The 15,952-nt window shown below is 38.6% G+C and carries 11 protein-coding genes and 1 pseudogene; 6 read left to right on the forward strand and 6 right to left on the reverse strand.

Annotation, left to right across the window (positions count from 1 at the left end):
• Positions 1-830, forward strand: a pseudogene (locus tag F908_RS15935) (IS4-like element ISAba33 family transposase); the annotation flags it as partial.
• Positions 831-943: 113 nt separating this feature from the next.
• Here F908_RS15935 and mobA read toward each other — a convergent pair.
• The 5 genes from mobA to F908_RS08415 form a co-directional block, all read right to left on the reverse strand.
• Positions 944-1,567, reverse strand: coding sequence for a molybdenum cofactor guanylyltransferase (gene mobA, locus F908_RS08395; protein WP_005160395.1), 624 nt, complete (start codon positions 1,565-1,567; stop codon positions 944-946).
• Positions 1,564-4,344: a nitrate reductase gene (locus F908_RS08400; protein ID WP_005160397.1), complete on the reverse strand. Its 2,781-nt coding sequence runs from the start codon at positions 4,342-4,344 to the stop codon at positions 1,564-1,566. The genes mobA and F908_RS08400 overlap by 4 nt, the downstream gene beginning before the upstream one ends.
• 192 nt (positions 4,345-4,536) lie before the next feature.
• Positions 4,537-6,156 carry a nitrite reductase small subunit NirD gene (gene nirD / locus F908_RS08405; protein ID WP_005160400.1) on the reverse strand — a complete coding sequence of 540 codons (1,620 nt, stop codon included), beginning with the start codon at positions 6,154-6,156 and terminating at the stop codon, positions 4,537-4,539.
• Positions 6,157-6,167: 11 nt separating this feature from the next.
• Positions 6,168-8,714, reverse strand: coding sequence for a nitrite reductase large subunit NirB (nirB, locus tag F908_RS08410; protein ID WP_005160402.1), 2,547 nt, complete (start codon positions 8,712-8,714; stop codon positions 6,168-6,170).
• Between the two features lie 28 nt (positions 8,715-8,742).
• The gene (locus F908_RS08415) at positions 8,743-10,095 is read right to left on the reverse strand and encodes an MFS transporter (RefSeq protein ID WP_005160405.1); all 1,353 of its coding nucleotides are present in this window, start codon (positions 10,093-10,095) and stop codon (positions 8,743-8,745) included.
• 527 nt (positions 10,096-10,622) lie between these two features.
• Here F908_RS08415 and F908_RS08420 point away from each other — a divergent pair.
• The 5 genes from F908_RS08420 to accC all read left to right on the forward strand — a co-directional run bounded on the left by F908_RS08420 (position 10,623) and on the right by accC (position 15,250).
• Positions 10,623-11,213 (forward strand): ANTAR domain-containing response regulator, encoded by a 591-nt coding sequence (locus tag F908_RS08420; protein ID WP_004661975.1) that lies wholly within the window; start codon positions 10,623-10,625, stop codon positions 11,211-11,213.
• Positions 11,214-12,224, forward strand: coding sequence for an ABC transporter substrate-binding protein (locus F908_RS08425; RefSeq protein ID WP_005160409.1), 1,011 nt, complete (start codon positions 11,214-11,216; stop codon positions 12,222-12,224).
• Positions 12,225-12,969: 745 nt separating this feature from the next.
• On the forward strand, positions 12,970-13,419 hold the full coding sequence (aroQ, locus tag F908_RS08430; protein ID WP_005160410.1) for a type II 3-dehydroquinate dehydratase: 450 nt from the start codon (positions 12,970-12,972) through the stop codon (positions 13,417-13,419).
• Between the two features lie 26 nt (positions 13,420-13,445).
• Complete coding sequence (accB, locus tag F908_RS08435) at positions 13,446-13,868, forward strand: acetyl-CoA carboxylase biotin carboxyl carrier protein (RefSeq protein ID WP_005160413.1); 423 nt, start codon at positions 13,446-13,448, stop codon at positions 13,866-13,868.
• 17 nt (positions 13,869-13,885) lie between these two features.
• Positions 13,886-15,250, forward strand: a complete 1,365-nt coding sequence (gene accC / locus F908_RS08440) for an acetyl-CoA carboxylase biotin carboxylase subunit (RefSeq protein ID WP_005160431.1) — start codon at positions 13,886-13,888, stop codon at positions 15,248-15,250.
• Between the two features lie 46 nt (positions 15,251-15,296).
• Here the strand turns inward: accC and F908_RS08445 are convergent, their stop codons facing one another.
• On the reverse strand, positions 15,297-15,773 hold the full coding sequence (locus tag F908_RS08445; RefSeq protein WP_005160433.1) for a hypothetical protein: 477 nt from the start codon (positions 15,771-15,773) through the stop codon (positions 15,297-15,299).
• Between the last annotated feature and the right edge of the window lie 179 nt (positions 15,774-15,952).

Below are 15,952 nucleotides of genomic sequence, written 5' to 3' on the forward strand. Positions count from 1 at the left end.
CAATTAACTTTGGATAGAACCAACTGGAAATGGGGAAAACGAGATATCAATATCTTGATGTTAGCCATCGTCTATCGTGGAATAGCGATACCTATTGTTTGGACATTGCTCAATAAACGTGGAAATTCAGATACAAAAGAGCGTATTGCTTTGATTCAACGCTTTATCTCCATTTTTGGTAAAGACCGTATTGTGAATGTGTTCGCAGACAGAGAATTTATCGGTGAGAAATGGTTTACATGGTTAATTGAAAATGACATTAACTTCTGTATACGTGTTAAAAAAACTTTATTGTGACCAATCACTTAGCTAAGAATCATAAAATTAGTGATTTATTTCGTCATCTTCAAGTTGGTCAAACAGAATGTCGTAAACGACGTATTTGGGTTGGTCGAGTGAAACTGTATATTAGTGCGTTACGATTAGAAGATGGAGAACTTTTACTTGTTGTTTCTCCTAGGTTTAATGCTTCTGCTATTCGTGATTATGCATTACGCTGGGAAATCGAAACCTTATTTAGTTGTCTCAAAGGACGTGGATTCAATCTTGAAAATACTCGTTTAACAGACCCTAGACGAGTCAAGAAATTGATAGCAGTGCTAGCCATCGGTTTCTGTTGGTGCTATTTAACAGGTGAATGGCAACATGATCGAAAAAAAGCGATAAAAATAAAGAAGCATGGACGACTTTCAGTCAGTTTATTTCGATACGGTTTAGACTATGTTCAGATGGCTATTCTACGTTTGATTGGTTTTGGAAAAAAAGAAGAATTTAAGAAAGTGCTCGCAATTTTAAGAAAGAAAAAGCCTGATAGGACAAGGGCTCTATGAAATTTGTCGTGTACAGAGAAATTTCAATATACAACCGAAAACCATTCGCACCAATTAAAAGCAATTTTGTATTTTTTGAAATATTTTGGTGCGATTAACTTAAAGCTAAAATTTTAAATAAACAATTGTTTAAAAAATTTCATCTGCTGGTACTGCTGCAATTCATCTAGCGAATTGATGCTATGACAAAACAGACTTTGCTTTTGCAAAATAACTTGCTGAGAATTTAGCTGTTTAAAACATTCACGCAAGCTCAATTTACCAGCGGAAATTTGTTGTTTTAAAATGGGTAAACTCTCTCTTTTTAATAAACAAAATGGATATAAAGCATCTCCATTAATTGCAACATAAGCCACTAGTGCTTGTGGATTTTTTTGTAGTGCGCGATGCAACTTAATTAAAACTTGATTGGGTATATACGTAACATCGCACGGAATAAACAAAGCATAGTCTGATTGCAGATGGGACCACGCACTTTTCATCCCCATTAATGGACCTAAAAAACCTGTTTGATCATCTGAATAACAATAGATATTCGGTTCAATCTGCTTGTAAATCGAACTATCTCGATGACTGTTTACCCAAATGCTTTGCACTTCTGATTTAAATTTCTGACAAATTTTAGATAGTTGAATTTGATCATCAAATTGTTGAAGTAATTTATTCATGCCATTCATACGGCGTGCTTGTCCTCCCGCCAAGATCACGAGATCTGTAGCGGGAATTTGCATAGTCATGCTTCTGCCTCCAACTGACAAGTCTTAATCAAACCACGAATTTCTGGTAAACATGAACCACAGTTACCACCCGCTTTTAAACATGCTGTGACTTGCTTTTCATGTGTGATATTTTGACTTTTGATCGCTTCAATAATCTTGTTTTTTCCTACTTTGAAACAACTACACACCAATGGACCATCGTTATTAGCAGCAGACATTGGCATACCTGCCAACAATGCTTTACGGTGCAAGGCACTTAATCGCTCACGCTTAAATAAACTTGCAACCCAATCACGATCAGGTAATAACTCAGCAGGTGCAATATAAAGACTTGCGATTAAAATCCCATCTTTGAGTACAATACTATGACTCAATTGTGATGAAATATCTTCAATACTTAACCATTCATATGTTTCATCGACAAAAGGCAAAAAGGTTTTTAAGTTTTTTTGAGTTTGATCAATACTGTGTCGATCGGCAAGCTCATAACGCATTGCTTTTGCAGTTTTGATTTTTGTCCACCAAGCACAAGTCTGTAAAGATGGTTTAATTTGATGTTCGAACCCTTCTCGAACATATAAAACACCCTGCCAAGTTGTATGGAAAGGCTGTATTGATACTGGCGTATGCTTAAACTCAGGTTCACCTGAAATTGCATCCACAACAGGGTTAACTACTTTACCAATCCGAGCATCTGAGGCAACTTGTTCTGTCCAATGAATCGGCGCAAAGATTTGTCCACGACGAACACCTTGAGCCAATGTCACGCGTAATACACAACTTCCCCATGCCGAACGAATCTCGACCAATCCTTTATCGCGAATACCAAATTTAAGCGCATCGTTTGGATGAATCTCACAAAATGGTTCAGCACGATGTGTGGTCAAATTTGCTGATAAACCTGTACGTGTCATGGTATGCCATTGATCCCGAATACGCCCCGTATTCAGAATTAACGGATAATCTTCAGAAACTGAGTGTACGGGATCGATTGCGATCGTTGGAATAAGTTTTGCTTTACGAGAAGCATAACTAAACTCGCCTTGACCAAAAAGTTGCTTAACCGATGTCGTCTGACCTTTTTCCCACACAGGCCATTGCGTTGGTTTTAGCTCGTTATATTCTTCAAGGCTTAGATTGGTTAAACCTTTTAAATTAAAATAACGAAAATTTTCTACCTGATCACGTTCAGCTAAACTTGCATTTTGATATGCAGACAATGCAGCATGCTCATTAAAGATGTCACACGCATTGCTAAAATCAAAACCAGAAAAACCAAGTTTTTTTGCAACTTCAGCAACAGCCCACCAATCTGCTTTGGCTTGTTTTGGTGAAGCTAAAAATGCGCGTTGACGTGAAATTCGACGTTCTGAGTTAGTTACCGTTCCATCTTTTTCACCCCAACCTAATGCTGGTAGCAAAATATCAGCATAAGCCGTGGTATCGGTATCGGAACAAATATCTGAAACAACGACAAATTCACATTTATCCAATGCTCGTTTCACTTGATCAGCATCAGGCAGACTTACCACAGGATTGGTCGCCATAATCCAGATTGCTTTAATTTTTCCACTTTCAACCGCTTTAAACAAATCAACTGCTTTAAGTCCAGCTTGTGTCGCAATGGTCGGGCTATTCCAAAAACTTTGCACCAAATTTTGATGCGTTGCATTATCAATGTCTAAGTGTGCTGCCAACATATTGGCCAGTCCACCAACCTCACGACCACCCATCGCGTTGGGTTGTCCAGTCATTGAAAATGGAGCAGCACCCAGTTTACCAATTTTACCCGTCAGCAAATGACAGTTGATAATACTATTGGCTTTATTCACCCCTTGAGATGATTGATTAACTCCCATTGAAAAAAGAGTCACTACTTTTTCAGTTGTGGCAAATTTATCAAAAAACAATTGTAATTTTTCTTCTGAAATACCTGTGCGCTTCACCAATGCATTGAAGTCGGCTTCTGTTTTACTCGCATCTAAAAGTGCGGCCAAACCTTCGGTATAGCTTTTAACAAAGTGATGATCTACACAATTATTTTTATATAAATACTGAAATAAGCCGTTAAACAAAGCCACATCTTGACCTGGCAAGATTGGCAAATGTAAATCTGCTTGCTCACAAGTGCTCGTAAATCGTGGATCAACAACGACAACAAACAAATCTGGATTTTGACTCTTCGCTTGCATAATCCGTTGATACAAAACTGGATGACACCATGCTGTATTTGAACCAACCAATACCACCATATCAGCATGTTCAAAGTCTTCATAACTTGCAGGTACAATATCTTCACCAAAGCTACGTTTATGTGCGGCAACTGCTGAAGACATGCACAGACGTGAATTGGTATCAATATTGGCTGTGCCTAAATAACCCTTTACGAATTTATTCACCACATAATAATCTTCAGTTAATAACTGGCCCGAAACATAAAATGCCACACTTTCGGGTCCATATTGCTCAATACATGCCTGAAATTGAGTTGCAATTTTGTCAATTGCAACATCCCATGTTGTCACATTACGGTGATTTTTGCGTCCCAACATCGGATTTAAAACACGGGTTTCCAACCCTAAGGTATCTGCTAAATTGCTCCCTTTAATACAGAGTCGCCCAAAATTTGCAGGGTGTTCTGTATCTCCTGAAACTTTAATATTTGAACCTTGTGTTTTATGTTGAACTTCAACATTAACACCACATCCAACGCCACAATATGGACAAGTTGTTTTTGTAATGAGTGTTTGTGCATGATCGGAGCGACTGTGTTCTAAATTTTGAATACTGTTCATGACTGCTCCTTTACCTATTCCATCTTTGCCCTAACTAAAGTTTCGATCGCTTTAAATTGTATGATCCGTGATCAATAGCCAATTTATAATCTACGCCTTAACTTTTATTGTGAATCTTTGGTTGACTACCATAAAGTAGTTAAATGACTGAGTTTTTGGTTTAGGAGAAATTTCTCCTAAACCAAAGTAAGATTAACCTGCTTTTTTCAATGCAAAATCTTTACCAAATAACAATTTATTTCTAAATGTCGAAACAGGTGTTTGATCCGCAATTAACTCGGCATACCACATACCATCTTCGGTATCACCGAATAAAACAGCGCCAATCACTTTATCTTTTTGGATAATAATACGCTTGTAAATATGGCGTTTTTCATCATTTAGAATGATGTCTTCATAATCTTCTTTAGGCTCAAAAATACCTGCTGAAAAGACATCGACACCACTCACTTTAAGCTGAGTTGGTACCGTTGGAGACTTAAACGTTAAGCTACCATGTTCAGCCAAATGGGTTGCGCAAATAAATGCTTGTCCCCACAATGGCTCTACAAGACCAAAAGTCTGATTACGATGCTCAATACATTCACCTACTGCATAAATACTTGGGTCAAATGTTTGCATCGTATCATTGACCAAAATACCACGATTACAACGTAAACCAGCACTTTGAGCCAAAGCAATATTTGGACGAATACCTACAGCAAAGACCACCAAATCAGCATCTAATAAAGTACCATCTTTTAAACGGATCTGACTGACATGACCATTTTTACCAATTAAAGCTTCAGTATTGGCTTCAGTGATAATCTTGATGCCTTTCTCTTCAATGCTATGACGTAGCATACGGCTTGCTCGACCATCTAATTGACGCTCCATGATACGATCCATTAGATGCAGCACTGTTACATTCATGCCACGTTGCTTCAGACCATACGCTGCTTCTAGGCCAAGTAAACCACCGCCAATCACAACTGCATTTTTCTTCGTTTCGCAATATTTAATCATGCTATTCACATCATAAATATCACGGAAACTAATCACACCTTTCAAATCTACACCTTGTACTGGTGGAATAAACGGCTTAGAACCTGTGGCAATAATTAAACGGTCATAATCAACAGTTTCACCTTTTTCTGTACGGACTGTCTTGCGAGTACGATCAATTTTTATCGCAGGATCATCAGCAATAAACTTAATCCCTTTATCGCGATACCAAGCATGAGGATGCAACATAATATCTTCGATCGTTTTCTCACCCGAAAGCACTGGTGACAGCATGATACGGTTATAGTTACCCCAAGGTTCTTCACCAATGACTGTCACTTCATAACGATCTGGCGCCATATCAAGCAAATCTTCTAGGCAACGCATCCCAGCCAAACCATTACCAATCAGAACAAGCTTTAACTTCTCTTGTGAAATTCCATTATTGGTAATATAAGTTTTTTGTGGTACGGCTCCGACCCAGACACGACCATTTTCAATTTTAGTCGGGAAAACCAATAGTTTTTGATCTTTATCTTCTAAGCAGCGTCCAGTCGCCAAACTAAAATGTTGTTTGTAAATCGGTGATGCAATCACGCGTTCACCTTGCAAATCACCAATAATACCGCGCGCCATAACATTCGCTTGGCTGAATGGATCTTTATTGCTTAATGCATAAATACGTTTTTCGCTCCCTACGCGGAATAAAGCAACGGATTGACCCGCAATAAGTGCTCCTACACCTGTATTTGGCGTGATGTCATCAAGGTTACATACATCGACCCATTGATTTTCTGGAAGCATACTCATGTCTTTTAAATTTGTCATTTTCATTCTCCTTATGCTTCTACCATCGGGATACGATCAACTGAACGTTCAGCTTCATTTAATGGACGGATCTGATCACGCACTTCAGTAAATTGAATATATGGATCAGCTTGCTCTTCAGCGCTTGCATTAATGTAAGTTTGGAAGCGTTTACGAATCTCAGGATTCTCTACCGCAGTACGCCATTCGTCTTGATAAGTTCCAATGACATGTGCCATGCGATTTTCAAGTTCTTCTGCAAGACCAAGCGAATCATCGACAATTACAGCTTTGAGATAATCTAAACCACCTTCCATGTTGTCACGCCATACACTCGTACGTTGTAAACGATCAGCAGTTTGGATATAGAACATAAAGAAGCGATCGATATAACGAATCAAAGTTTCAGTATCTAGATCAGAAGCTAAAAGCTCTGCATGGCGTGGTTTCATTCCACCATTACCACACACATATAGGTTCCAGCCTTTTTCTGTCGCAATTACACCAACATCTTTGCCTTGTGCTTCAGCACACTCACGCGTACAACCCGACACAGCCATTTTTAGTTTGTGCGGTGAGCGTAAGCCTTTGTAGCGATTTTCTAATTCAATCGCTAAACCAACAGAATCATCTACGCCATAACGGCACCACGTGCTACCTACACATGATTTCACTGTACGCAATGATTTACCATAAGCATGACCTGACTCGAAGCCTGCTGCATTCAACTCTTCCCAAATAAATGGTAGCTCGTGCAGTTGCGCACCAAATAAGTCAACACGTTGACCACCTGTAATTTTGGTATACAGGTTATATTTTTTAGCAATTTGACCTACAGCAATCAAACCATCTGGCGTGACTTCACCACCTGCCATTCGTGGTACAACTGAGTATGAACCATCCTTTTGGATATTTCCTAAGTAATAGTCATTACTGTCTTGTAAACCTGCGTGCGTTGGTTCCAATACAAAGTCATTCCAGCACGATGCCAAAATGTTTGCTGTCATTGGTTTACAGATATCACAACCTAAACCATGACCATGTTGTTGAATCAAATCATCAAATGTTTTGATTTCATTGACACGCACCAAGTGATAGATCTCTTGACGTGAGTATGGGAAGTGTTCACAGACGTGGTTATTGACCGTTACACCTTGACGTTGTAACTCAGACTTTAAAACTTGAGTGACTAATGGTGCACAACCGCCACAAGCCGTTGCTGCTTTGGTACATTTCTTTAAAGCACCTAATGAAGTAGAACCATCACAGATCGCTTGGCAAATATCTGCTTTTGACACGTTATTACATGAACAGATGGTTGCGCTATCAGGCAGTAAATCAACACCACTACCACCAACCTTCGCACCTGAGTCAGCAAATCCTGGCATGATTAAACTTTCAGGTGTTTCTGGCAATGCGATACCATTTAACATCATTTGTAAAAGATCGTTATATTCTTTTGCATCACCAACGAGTACAGCACCCAGTAATTTGGTTTTATCTGCATCGACAACGATTTTCTTATAAACCAATGCATCTTCATCAGCATAGAAATAGCTAAGTGAGTTCGGTGTCATACCATGTGCATCACCAACCGATGCCACATCTACACCCATCAATTTCAACTTAGTGCTCATATCAGCACCAGCGAAACAATGTGTTTCTTCAGCTAAGATATGCTTGGCTGCAATACGTGCCATGTCATAGCCCGGTGCAACGAGACCATAGATCTTATTGTCCCAAAGTGCACACTCACCGATCGCATAAATATCTTCATTTGAGGTTTGGCAATAATCATTAATCTTGATACCCCCACGCTCACCAAGTGCCAACCCGCTGCTGCGTGCAAGTTCATCACGTGGGCGAATACCTGCTGAGAATAGAATAATGTCTGTTTCAAGCTCGCTCCCATCCGCAAACTTCATCACATGCGTTGCACTTTCTCCCGCTTCAATAGATGAAGTTGCTTTTTGAGTATGAACTTTTACACCCAGATTCTCGATTTTACGGCGTAAAACTTTACCACCTAAGTCATCAATTTGAACCGCCATTAAGCGTGGTGCAAACTCAACAACGTGCGTTTCTAGGTTTAAATCACGTAAAGCTTTTGCAGCCTCTAAGCCTAATAAACCACCACCAATCACTACACCTGACTTTGACTTTAAGCTTGCAGCACGAATCGCATCTAAATCTTCAATGGTTCGATAAACAAAACAGTTCTCACGGTCATTGCCTGAAATTGGTGGAACAAATGCATATGAACCTGTTGCCAAAACCAATTTGTCGTAGCGAATCACATCACCAAAACTTGTTGTCACTGTTTTTTCGACAGCATCGATTGCAATGGCTTTGGTATTCAAGCGTAAGTCAATACCATGAGCATCGGCAAAATCAAAACGTGCAAGTGATAAGTCTTTTGCTGTTTTTCCTGAGAAGTATTCAGTCAAATGTACACGATCGTATGCAATGCGTGGTTCTTCAGCAAGAATCGTAATTTCTAATTCATCATCAGCTTTCTCTAAGATGGCTTCGATGAATTTATGACCCACCATACCGTGACCAATCATCACTAATTTCATTGTGTTTCTCCTAAAATCTAATCTGGGATTAAGCTGCGCTGTTTTGTTCTGAGCTACGTTCTAAAATTGCTTGTTCAAATAAGCGTTGTTCTTTTTCTTTATGCTCTACCGAGAACCGGATCAACATAACTGAACTTGCTGCAATGACGACCAAACCACCTAAAACCATTAAACAAGTTTGAATATCAACCATACCTTTAAGTAAGAAACCTGCTGCAACTGCACCCACGTTTCCACCTGCTCCAATAATGCCAGCCACACCACCAAGCGCTTCACGATCAATAAATGGAACTAATGCATAAGTTGCGCCACATGCCATATGGGTAAACAGTGCAAAGATTGTCATGCTAAGAATTGCGAGTGCTGCGCTATTCATATGCGAGAACACCATTAAGAAAAGCCCTTCGCCAAGAATTAAAGCAAATAGCACTTTAGTACGACCGTCTAAACCTTTTTTGAGTGCAACTTTGTCTGAAATAATCCCACCCAATGCACGGGCAAATAATGCAAGCAAACCAAAGATACCTGCTGCTAAACCAGCTTCTTTTAATCCAAAACTGAAGTGCTCGACGTAGTACATCGCAATGATGTTATGCATGAAGATTTCGATACCAAAACATGCAGCGTAAGAGCAGAATAAAATCCAAACACGGTAGTTACGTGCAGCATGCATTAAAATTGCAATACCGCCTTTTTTATCACTACCCGCAGCAAAACCTTGTGCACGCAATTCTTTAAAATCACCTTGCGGACAATCTTGTGTGAATTTCCAATAAAGAAGACCAACAATCACCATCATGACACCAGGTACAATCAGCGCAATTCTCCATCCCATTGCTTGCTCTACACCAAACATTACCAATGCAGATAGAAGTAGCGGCATAAGGGCTTGCGTTGCTCCACCTCCTGCATTTCCCCAACCTGCTGAGGTCGCATTTGCTGTACCTACAACGTTAGGAGCAAACATAATGCTAGTGTGATATTGAGTAATTACAAAACTTGCACCTATTGCACCAATCAGTAATCGAAAGAAAAGGAACGATTCATAACTATTTGCTGATGCAACACCAAATACAGGAATACTTCCTAATAACAACAAAGTGGTATACGTCTTACGTGGACCGTATTTGTCGCACAATGGCCCTACAATCAGTCGAACCAGAATCGTGATGGCAACTGCGGCAATGTTAATATTTGCGATTTGATCTTTGGTTAAATGAAACTCACCTGCAATGACAGGCATCAATGGTGCGCAGGCAAACCAAGCAAAGAAGCAAACAAAGAAAGCAAGCCAACTCATGTGGAATGCTCGCATCGCTGGCGCTGAGAAGTTAAATAACTTAATTGATGTGGCTTTTTTCGCCGATAAATCTAAAGACATTGCCATCTCCTATACTGAACGTATACTGCTTTGTTGACACATGTCGCTGTGTAAACAAACCGATCAGATCGGACATCGTTGGCCGTCTTACAATTTTTTAAAAAGTCTTCATTGACTCAATAAAGACAAAGCAAATGTTATGCCAATAAATAAAATAAAAATCACAAAACAATATTAATCATTGTTTAATAATGATTTTTTATCTAACAAATAGCGTTTTAAATATCTTTTAATTGATTGAATAAATGCCGAATACATCAATGAACTGTTTTAAAGCACAATTAAACATGCTTCAAAATAATTCTTTTTATGCACCAACAATGAACATTAATTATTTTTAACAAAGATCACATCCATTTTTTATTTGTTTCCCTTAGCTGCAACTATACAATAAAGCGCACAAAATCGAGGCTAAAGTAATGCCTGCACTGAATAGATCATTCCTCATGGCATTAATTTTGCTTCAAAAAAATACTTAAAGCGCATTATGCTAAATGTGCATTGACTTAGAATTTGACTTTATATTTATGCCGAAACTCAAAATCGCACTCATAGATGATGATCAGGCTCGAGCTGAATACATTAAAACATGTTTAATTCAACATGACTTTGATGTCGTTGCTAGTTTGACTTTAGATCACCTCAATGTTTTTAAATTAGAACATCTTCAAGCAGATGTTATTTTGCTTGATATGGATCACCCTCATCGTGATGTAATTGAGAGTTGCGTAAGCAATTTTGACTTACCAACGGTATTATTCACCAAGAATACTGACCGAGATATGATTAAACAGGCGATTGATGCAGGAATTACCGCTTATATCGTTGATGGTATCGATCCAAGTCGATTACATACCATTTTAGATATTTCGATTCAACAATATAAAAAACATAAAAAGTTAGAAGGTGATCTCAAAGATGCAAAAACCAAACTAGCAGATCGTAAGGATGTTGAGAAAGCTAAAGTCCTACTCATGCAATTACACGGATTAACCGAAGACAAAGCATTCCAGTTGCTTAGAAAAAATGCCATGAGCCATCGTATGACCATTGGTGAAATGTCACGTCGCTTGCTCGATGCACAACAGCTTTTGAACAACCAATTAAAGGATGAATAAATGAGCAGTTTAGAAAAAAGTGAATTGCAACTTGGCTACATCCCTTTGCTCGATTGTATTGCCTTATTATGGGCAAAACAGCGTGGTTTGTTTGAAACAGTAGGTCTAAACGTTACCTTAACCAAAGAAGCTTCTTGGGCAAGCCTACGTGATCGACTGGCTTTTGGTCTTTTAGATGCTGCACATTGCTTATCTGCCATGTTGCCTGCAGCTGCAATAGGTGCTGATCAAATTGGTATTCCATTACAAACACCGCTCGTTCTCAGTGAAAATCGAGCTTTTATAAGTTTAAGTCAAAAACTATGTTATCAGTTAGATATAAAGAAATATGAAGCTGTAGACCTATCAGCTAAAAAATTAGTAAAACACATGAAAAAAAATCATGTGGTTTCTTTAGGACATGTTTTCCAGCATTCCATCCATCATTATTGCTTAAGAGAATGGTTAGCATTAGCAGATTCTGAACTGGCACATTCAATACAAGTCAAAACCTTACCACCTCCATATATGGTAGAAGCGCTAAATAACCATTTAATTGATGGTTTTTGTGTTGGCGAGCCATGGAATACTCAGGCAGAGCTGGCGGGATTAGGGCAAATTGTCGGCTCGAGTCAAGACATCATTCCAAATGTTGCAGATAAAGTTCTAGCTGTAACACAAGAGTGGGCTCAACAGCATCCAAATACACTAATTGCCTTAACTCGCGCAATCTTGCAAGCTCAACAAGAGTTACGTGTGTTAGAAGATTTTAAACCTGTCTGGCAACTTTTAATTGATTTTGATGTCATCCAGTTTGAATGTTCGCCAAGCATTCATGTTGAAAAATACTACACGATCCAAGATATAATTCGGAACTTCGTTAAAAGTAGCGCTATACCTAAAAGTACAGATTTTGAATGGTTGTTTCAGCAAATGCAAAAATGGAACAATTTGCCTGTAGGTTCTGTAGATTACGAAAATAAAGCACAAAGTTTTCTACTATTAGATACTTATTTAGCAGCATCAAAATAAGAGAACTCGTGATAAAAAAAGCTGTCTTGTGAAAAAGACAGCTTTGAAAAGCCCCATAAGAGATTCTGCCAATCGAGAGCGATCTCTTATGTAATAGGTATACTATCTATATTCAATTTATCTTTTTCGGACATTTTCATGTCATTAGCAGCCATACAAAACTTCACAATTCATCTTTTTTGCCAATAAGCCACTTTCGTCGATTTAATCAACCCCCTACCCACGAGCTTGAACCGAATGTCAAATTGAAGCTAATGCTTATTATTAATCTAAACTAGCATATTTTTATAATTCAGTATCACGACGCTTCATCCACTGCTCTCTTTAGAAGTATGTTTATACTAATTTTAAAAAATCCATTAGAATTAAAACAAATATTTTTCAAAAGTTTAGAATAAAAAAATATTCATAGCTTGAAATAAACACATGAACTAATTGGAACTCAATCTAAGTTTCAAAAAAGCAAATCAATGAATTACATGACTTTCGAGTTACACAAATTACATGAACGAAATAAGGTAATTCAGTTTAAAATAGTGAAAAATAAATAAGCCTGAAATTTGTCATATTTTAACATTGCCATTTCCTTGCAAAGTTTTCATTATATGCAGCATGCTTGGTGTGCAACTTTCTTCATCCATTAAAAGAAATTATAAGAAAAAATGCAGAATTTTGTGCCATAATAAGCAAACTTTGCAGGCATCTTGCAAAAAACATTTGCAGATTTAGAACTGGAGCAGGCTGAATGAGCTCAACCATTTTGGTAATTCACGGACCGAATTTGAACTTGCTAGGAAAACGCGAACCAGAGGTTTATGGTTATCTCACCTTAGATGATATTAACCAGCAACTCACCACTCAAGCTCAACAAGCATCATTTACACTAGATACATTTCAAAGCAACTGGGAAGGTGCGATTGTCGATCGCATTCATCAAGCACAAACTGAAGGGGTTAAATTTATCATTATTAACCCTGCAGCCTTGACTCATACTTCAGTTGCTCTACGCGATGCCCTTCTTGGCGTTGCGATTCCATTTATTGAGGTTCATTTGTCAAATGTTCACGCCCGTGAATCATTCCGTCATCACTCATATTTATCAGACAAAGCCATTGGTGTTATTTGTGGCTTAGGTGCGAAGGGTTACTCCTTTGCTCTCGATTTTGCAATCGAAAAAATTCAATCTTCTAACTAATTTATACATTTCAGGAATGCTCACTCATGGATATCCGTAAAATCAAGAAACTCATCGATTTGATGATTGAATCTGACTTACAAGCGATTGAAGTTAAGGAAGGTGATCAATCCATCTCATTAACTCGCCCTACTCCAGTTTACGCAGCGGCACCTTTGGCAGCAGCACCTAGTGCTTCTGCTCCTGCGGCTCCAGCAGCAAAAACACCTCGTGGCGCCGTAGAAACGTCACCGATGGTTGGTGTGTTCTATTCTGCACCAAGCCCAGGCGAAGGCCCATTCGTAAATGTAGGTCAAACAGTTTCTGCAGGTGAAACACTGGGTATCATCGAAGCGATGAAAATCATGAACCCAATTGAGGCGACTAAAAGCGGCGTGATTGAAGAAATCTTGGTAAAAAATGGTGAAGTGATCCAATTTGGTCAACCACTTTTCCGCTACCGCGCCTAATTAATTTGGGGATTCTAATGTTGCAAAAAGTATTAATTGCAAATCGCGGTGAAATCGCCTTACGAATTACGCGAGCTTGTAAAACGCTTGGCATTAAAACAGTTGGTATTTATTCTGATGCTGACAAAGACTTAATGCATTTACGCTTCGTTGATGAAGCTGTCTGTATTGGGCCGGGTACCACAAGTGAAAGTTATTTAAATATTCCTGCAATTATTACTGCTGCAGAAATTACAGGTGCGGATGCCATCCATCCTGGATACGGCTTTTTGTCTGAAAATGCTGAATTTGCTGAAATTGTAGAAAGCTCAGGTTTTATTTTTATTGGTCCTCGCCCTGAACACATTCGTCTTATGGGTAACAAGGTATCCGCGATTATTGCCATGAAAAAGGCTGGCGTACCCACCGTCCCTGGATGTGACCATGCTGTAACGATTAACAATGCACTTGCTGAAGCAAAAGAAATTGGCTTCCCGTTGATCGTCAAAGCAGCATCAGGCGGCGGCGGTCGTGGTATGCGTATCGTTGAACGTGTCGACACATTACTTGAATCAGTTCAAGCTGCACAACGTGATGCTGAGATGTGGTTTGGTGATGATACTGTATACATGGAGCGCTTCTTACAGAAACCTCGACATGTAGAAGTTCAAGTGTTAGGTGATGGTAACGGTCATGCAATCCATTTATATGACCGAGACTGTTCTTTACAACGTCGTCATCAAAAGGTGTTAGAAGAAGCCCCTGCTCCAAATCTACCAGAACAAGCACGTGCTGATATTTTAGAAGCATGTGTCAATGCTTGTAAGTTGATGCAATACCGTGGTGCTGGAACTTTTGAGTTTTTATTTGAAGAAGGAGAATTCTTCTTTATCGAAATGAATACTCGTGTTCAAGTTGAGCATCCTGTAACTGAAATGGTTACTGGCATTGATATTATTGAACAACAACTGCGGATTGCGGCTGGTTTAGGTTTAAATATTGAACAGCATGAAGTCGAAGTAAAAGGTCATGCGATTGAATGCCGTATCAATGCTGAAGATCCGACCACCTTCTTACCTTCTCCTGGTAAAATAGAAAACTTCTATGCACCAGGCGGCGCAGGTATTCGTTTAGATTCTCATATTTATCAAGGCTATAGTATTCCGCCGTATTATGATTCGATGATTGCAAAACTCATTGCTCATGGTAAAGACCGTCAAACATCTTTAGCTCGTATGCGTCAAGCTTTAGATGAAATGATTCTGACTGGAATTAAAACCAACATTCCATTGCACAAAGATCTTATCTTGCAGGACAGAAACTTCTGTGAACAGGCTATGGATATTCACTATCTAGAAAAACATCTGCTAAAACAGCTTGAACCGAAAGCTGAAAAAGCATAAATAAAATAGCCTCTAAGTTAAGAGGCTTTTTTATTATTCAATCTTTCTAAGGTAGGACACGGCGTAATGTCGCAAAACATTTTTCGCCTTTTTCATTGGCGCAAAAATTAATGGTGTGATCATTTTCCCATTTCACAAAATATTGCGAAACTTCACCAGTTTGGTCTAGTGTTTGACCTGAGCAATCCATTTGATTATTGTCATACTTAATCTGTAAAACTAATGCAGGTAAACGCTCTTTATGATCTTCTGAAGGTTGATAATCATATAAACCATAAGACCATTCTTGGTTACTCTTAATTACGACCTCATTCATTCCACGAAAATTATAGTATTCGACACACTTCTTATTATTAGGAATTTCCATTCCCCATAGCCCCATGATTTCAGGACGAGTTATCACCCGAATCGCATTTGCTTTAGCCAATTGTTGTGCTGTTACTGCTTTTTCATTTACGACCGTGTCTGCCATAGTCCATGTTGAGCAAGCCCATAATAATCCAATAATATAAATATTTTTCATAGATTTAATTAAGTCGTAATTTAAACGGTGCAAGGCTTTAAATTAGCATATTTTTTGAGAAAAACATGCATTCATAACCATATAAACACAATATTTTTAGCTTGAATTTTATTTGATTGTTATGGCATTTTTTCAGGTATGCTAGTTCTAGATTTATAGTTTTTTTATTTACTTTATAA

Origin of the sequence: Acinetobacter sp. NIPH 284 (assembly GCF_000369425.1) — a bacterium.
Lineage (GTDB): Bacteria > Pseudomonadota > Gammaproteobacteria > Pseudomonadales > Moraxellaceae > Acinetobacter.

What these genes read in the sequence shown, in the direction of transcription:
- accB (WP_005160413.1), top strand. Translation starts at nt 13,446, where the DNA reads ATGGATATCCGTAAAATCAAGAAACTCATCGATTTGATGATTGAATCT.
- F908_RS08425 (WP_005160409.1), top strand. Translation starts at nt 11,214, where the DNA reads ATGAGCAGTTTAGAAAAAAGTGAATTGCAACTTGGCTACATCCCTTTG.
- F908_RS08400 (WP_005160397.1), bottom strand. Translation starts at nt 4,344, where the DNA reads ATGAACAGTATTCAAAATTTAGAACACAGTCGCTCCGATCATGCACAA.
- accC (WP_005160431.1), top strand. Translation starts at nt 13,886, where the DNA reads ATGTTGCAAAAAGTATTAATTGCAAATCGCGGTGAAATCGCCTTACGA.
- aroQ (WP_005160410.1), top strand. Translation starts at nt 12,970, where the DNA reads ATGAGCTCAACCATTTTGGTAATTCACGGACCGAATTTGAACTTGCTA.
- mobA (WP_005160395.1), bottom strand. Translation starts at nt 1,567, where the DNA reads ATGACTATGCAAATTCCCGCTACAGATCTCGTGATCTTGGCGGGAGGA.
- nirD (WP_005160400.1), bottom strand. Translation starts at nt 6,156, where the DNA reads ATGACAAATTTAAAAGACATGAGTATGCTTCCAGAAAATCAATGGGTC.
- F908_RS08415 (WP_005160405.1), bottom strand. Translation starts at nt 10,095, where the DNA reads ATGTCTTTAGATTTATCGGCGAAAAAAGCCACATCAATTAAGTTATTT.
- F908_RS08420 (WP_004661975.1), top strand. Translation starts at nt 10,623, where the DNA reads ATGCCGAAACTCAAAATCGCACTCATAGATGATGATCAGGCTCGAGCT.
- nirB (WP_005160402.1), bottom strand. Translation starts at nt 8,714, where the DNA reads ATGAAATTAGTGATGATTGGTCACGGTATGGTGGGTCATAAATTCATC.
- F908_RS08445 (WP_005160433.1), bottom strand. Translation starts at nt 15,773, where the DNA reads ATGAAAAATATTTATATTATTGGATTATTATGGGCTTGCTCAACATGG.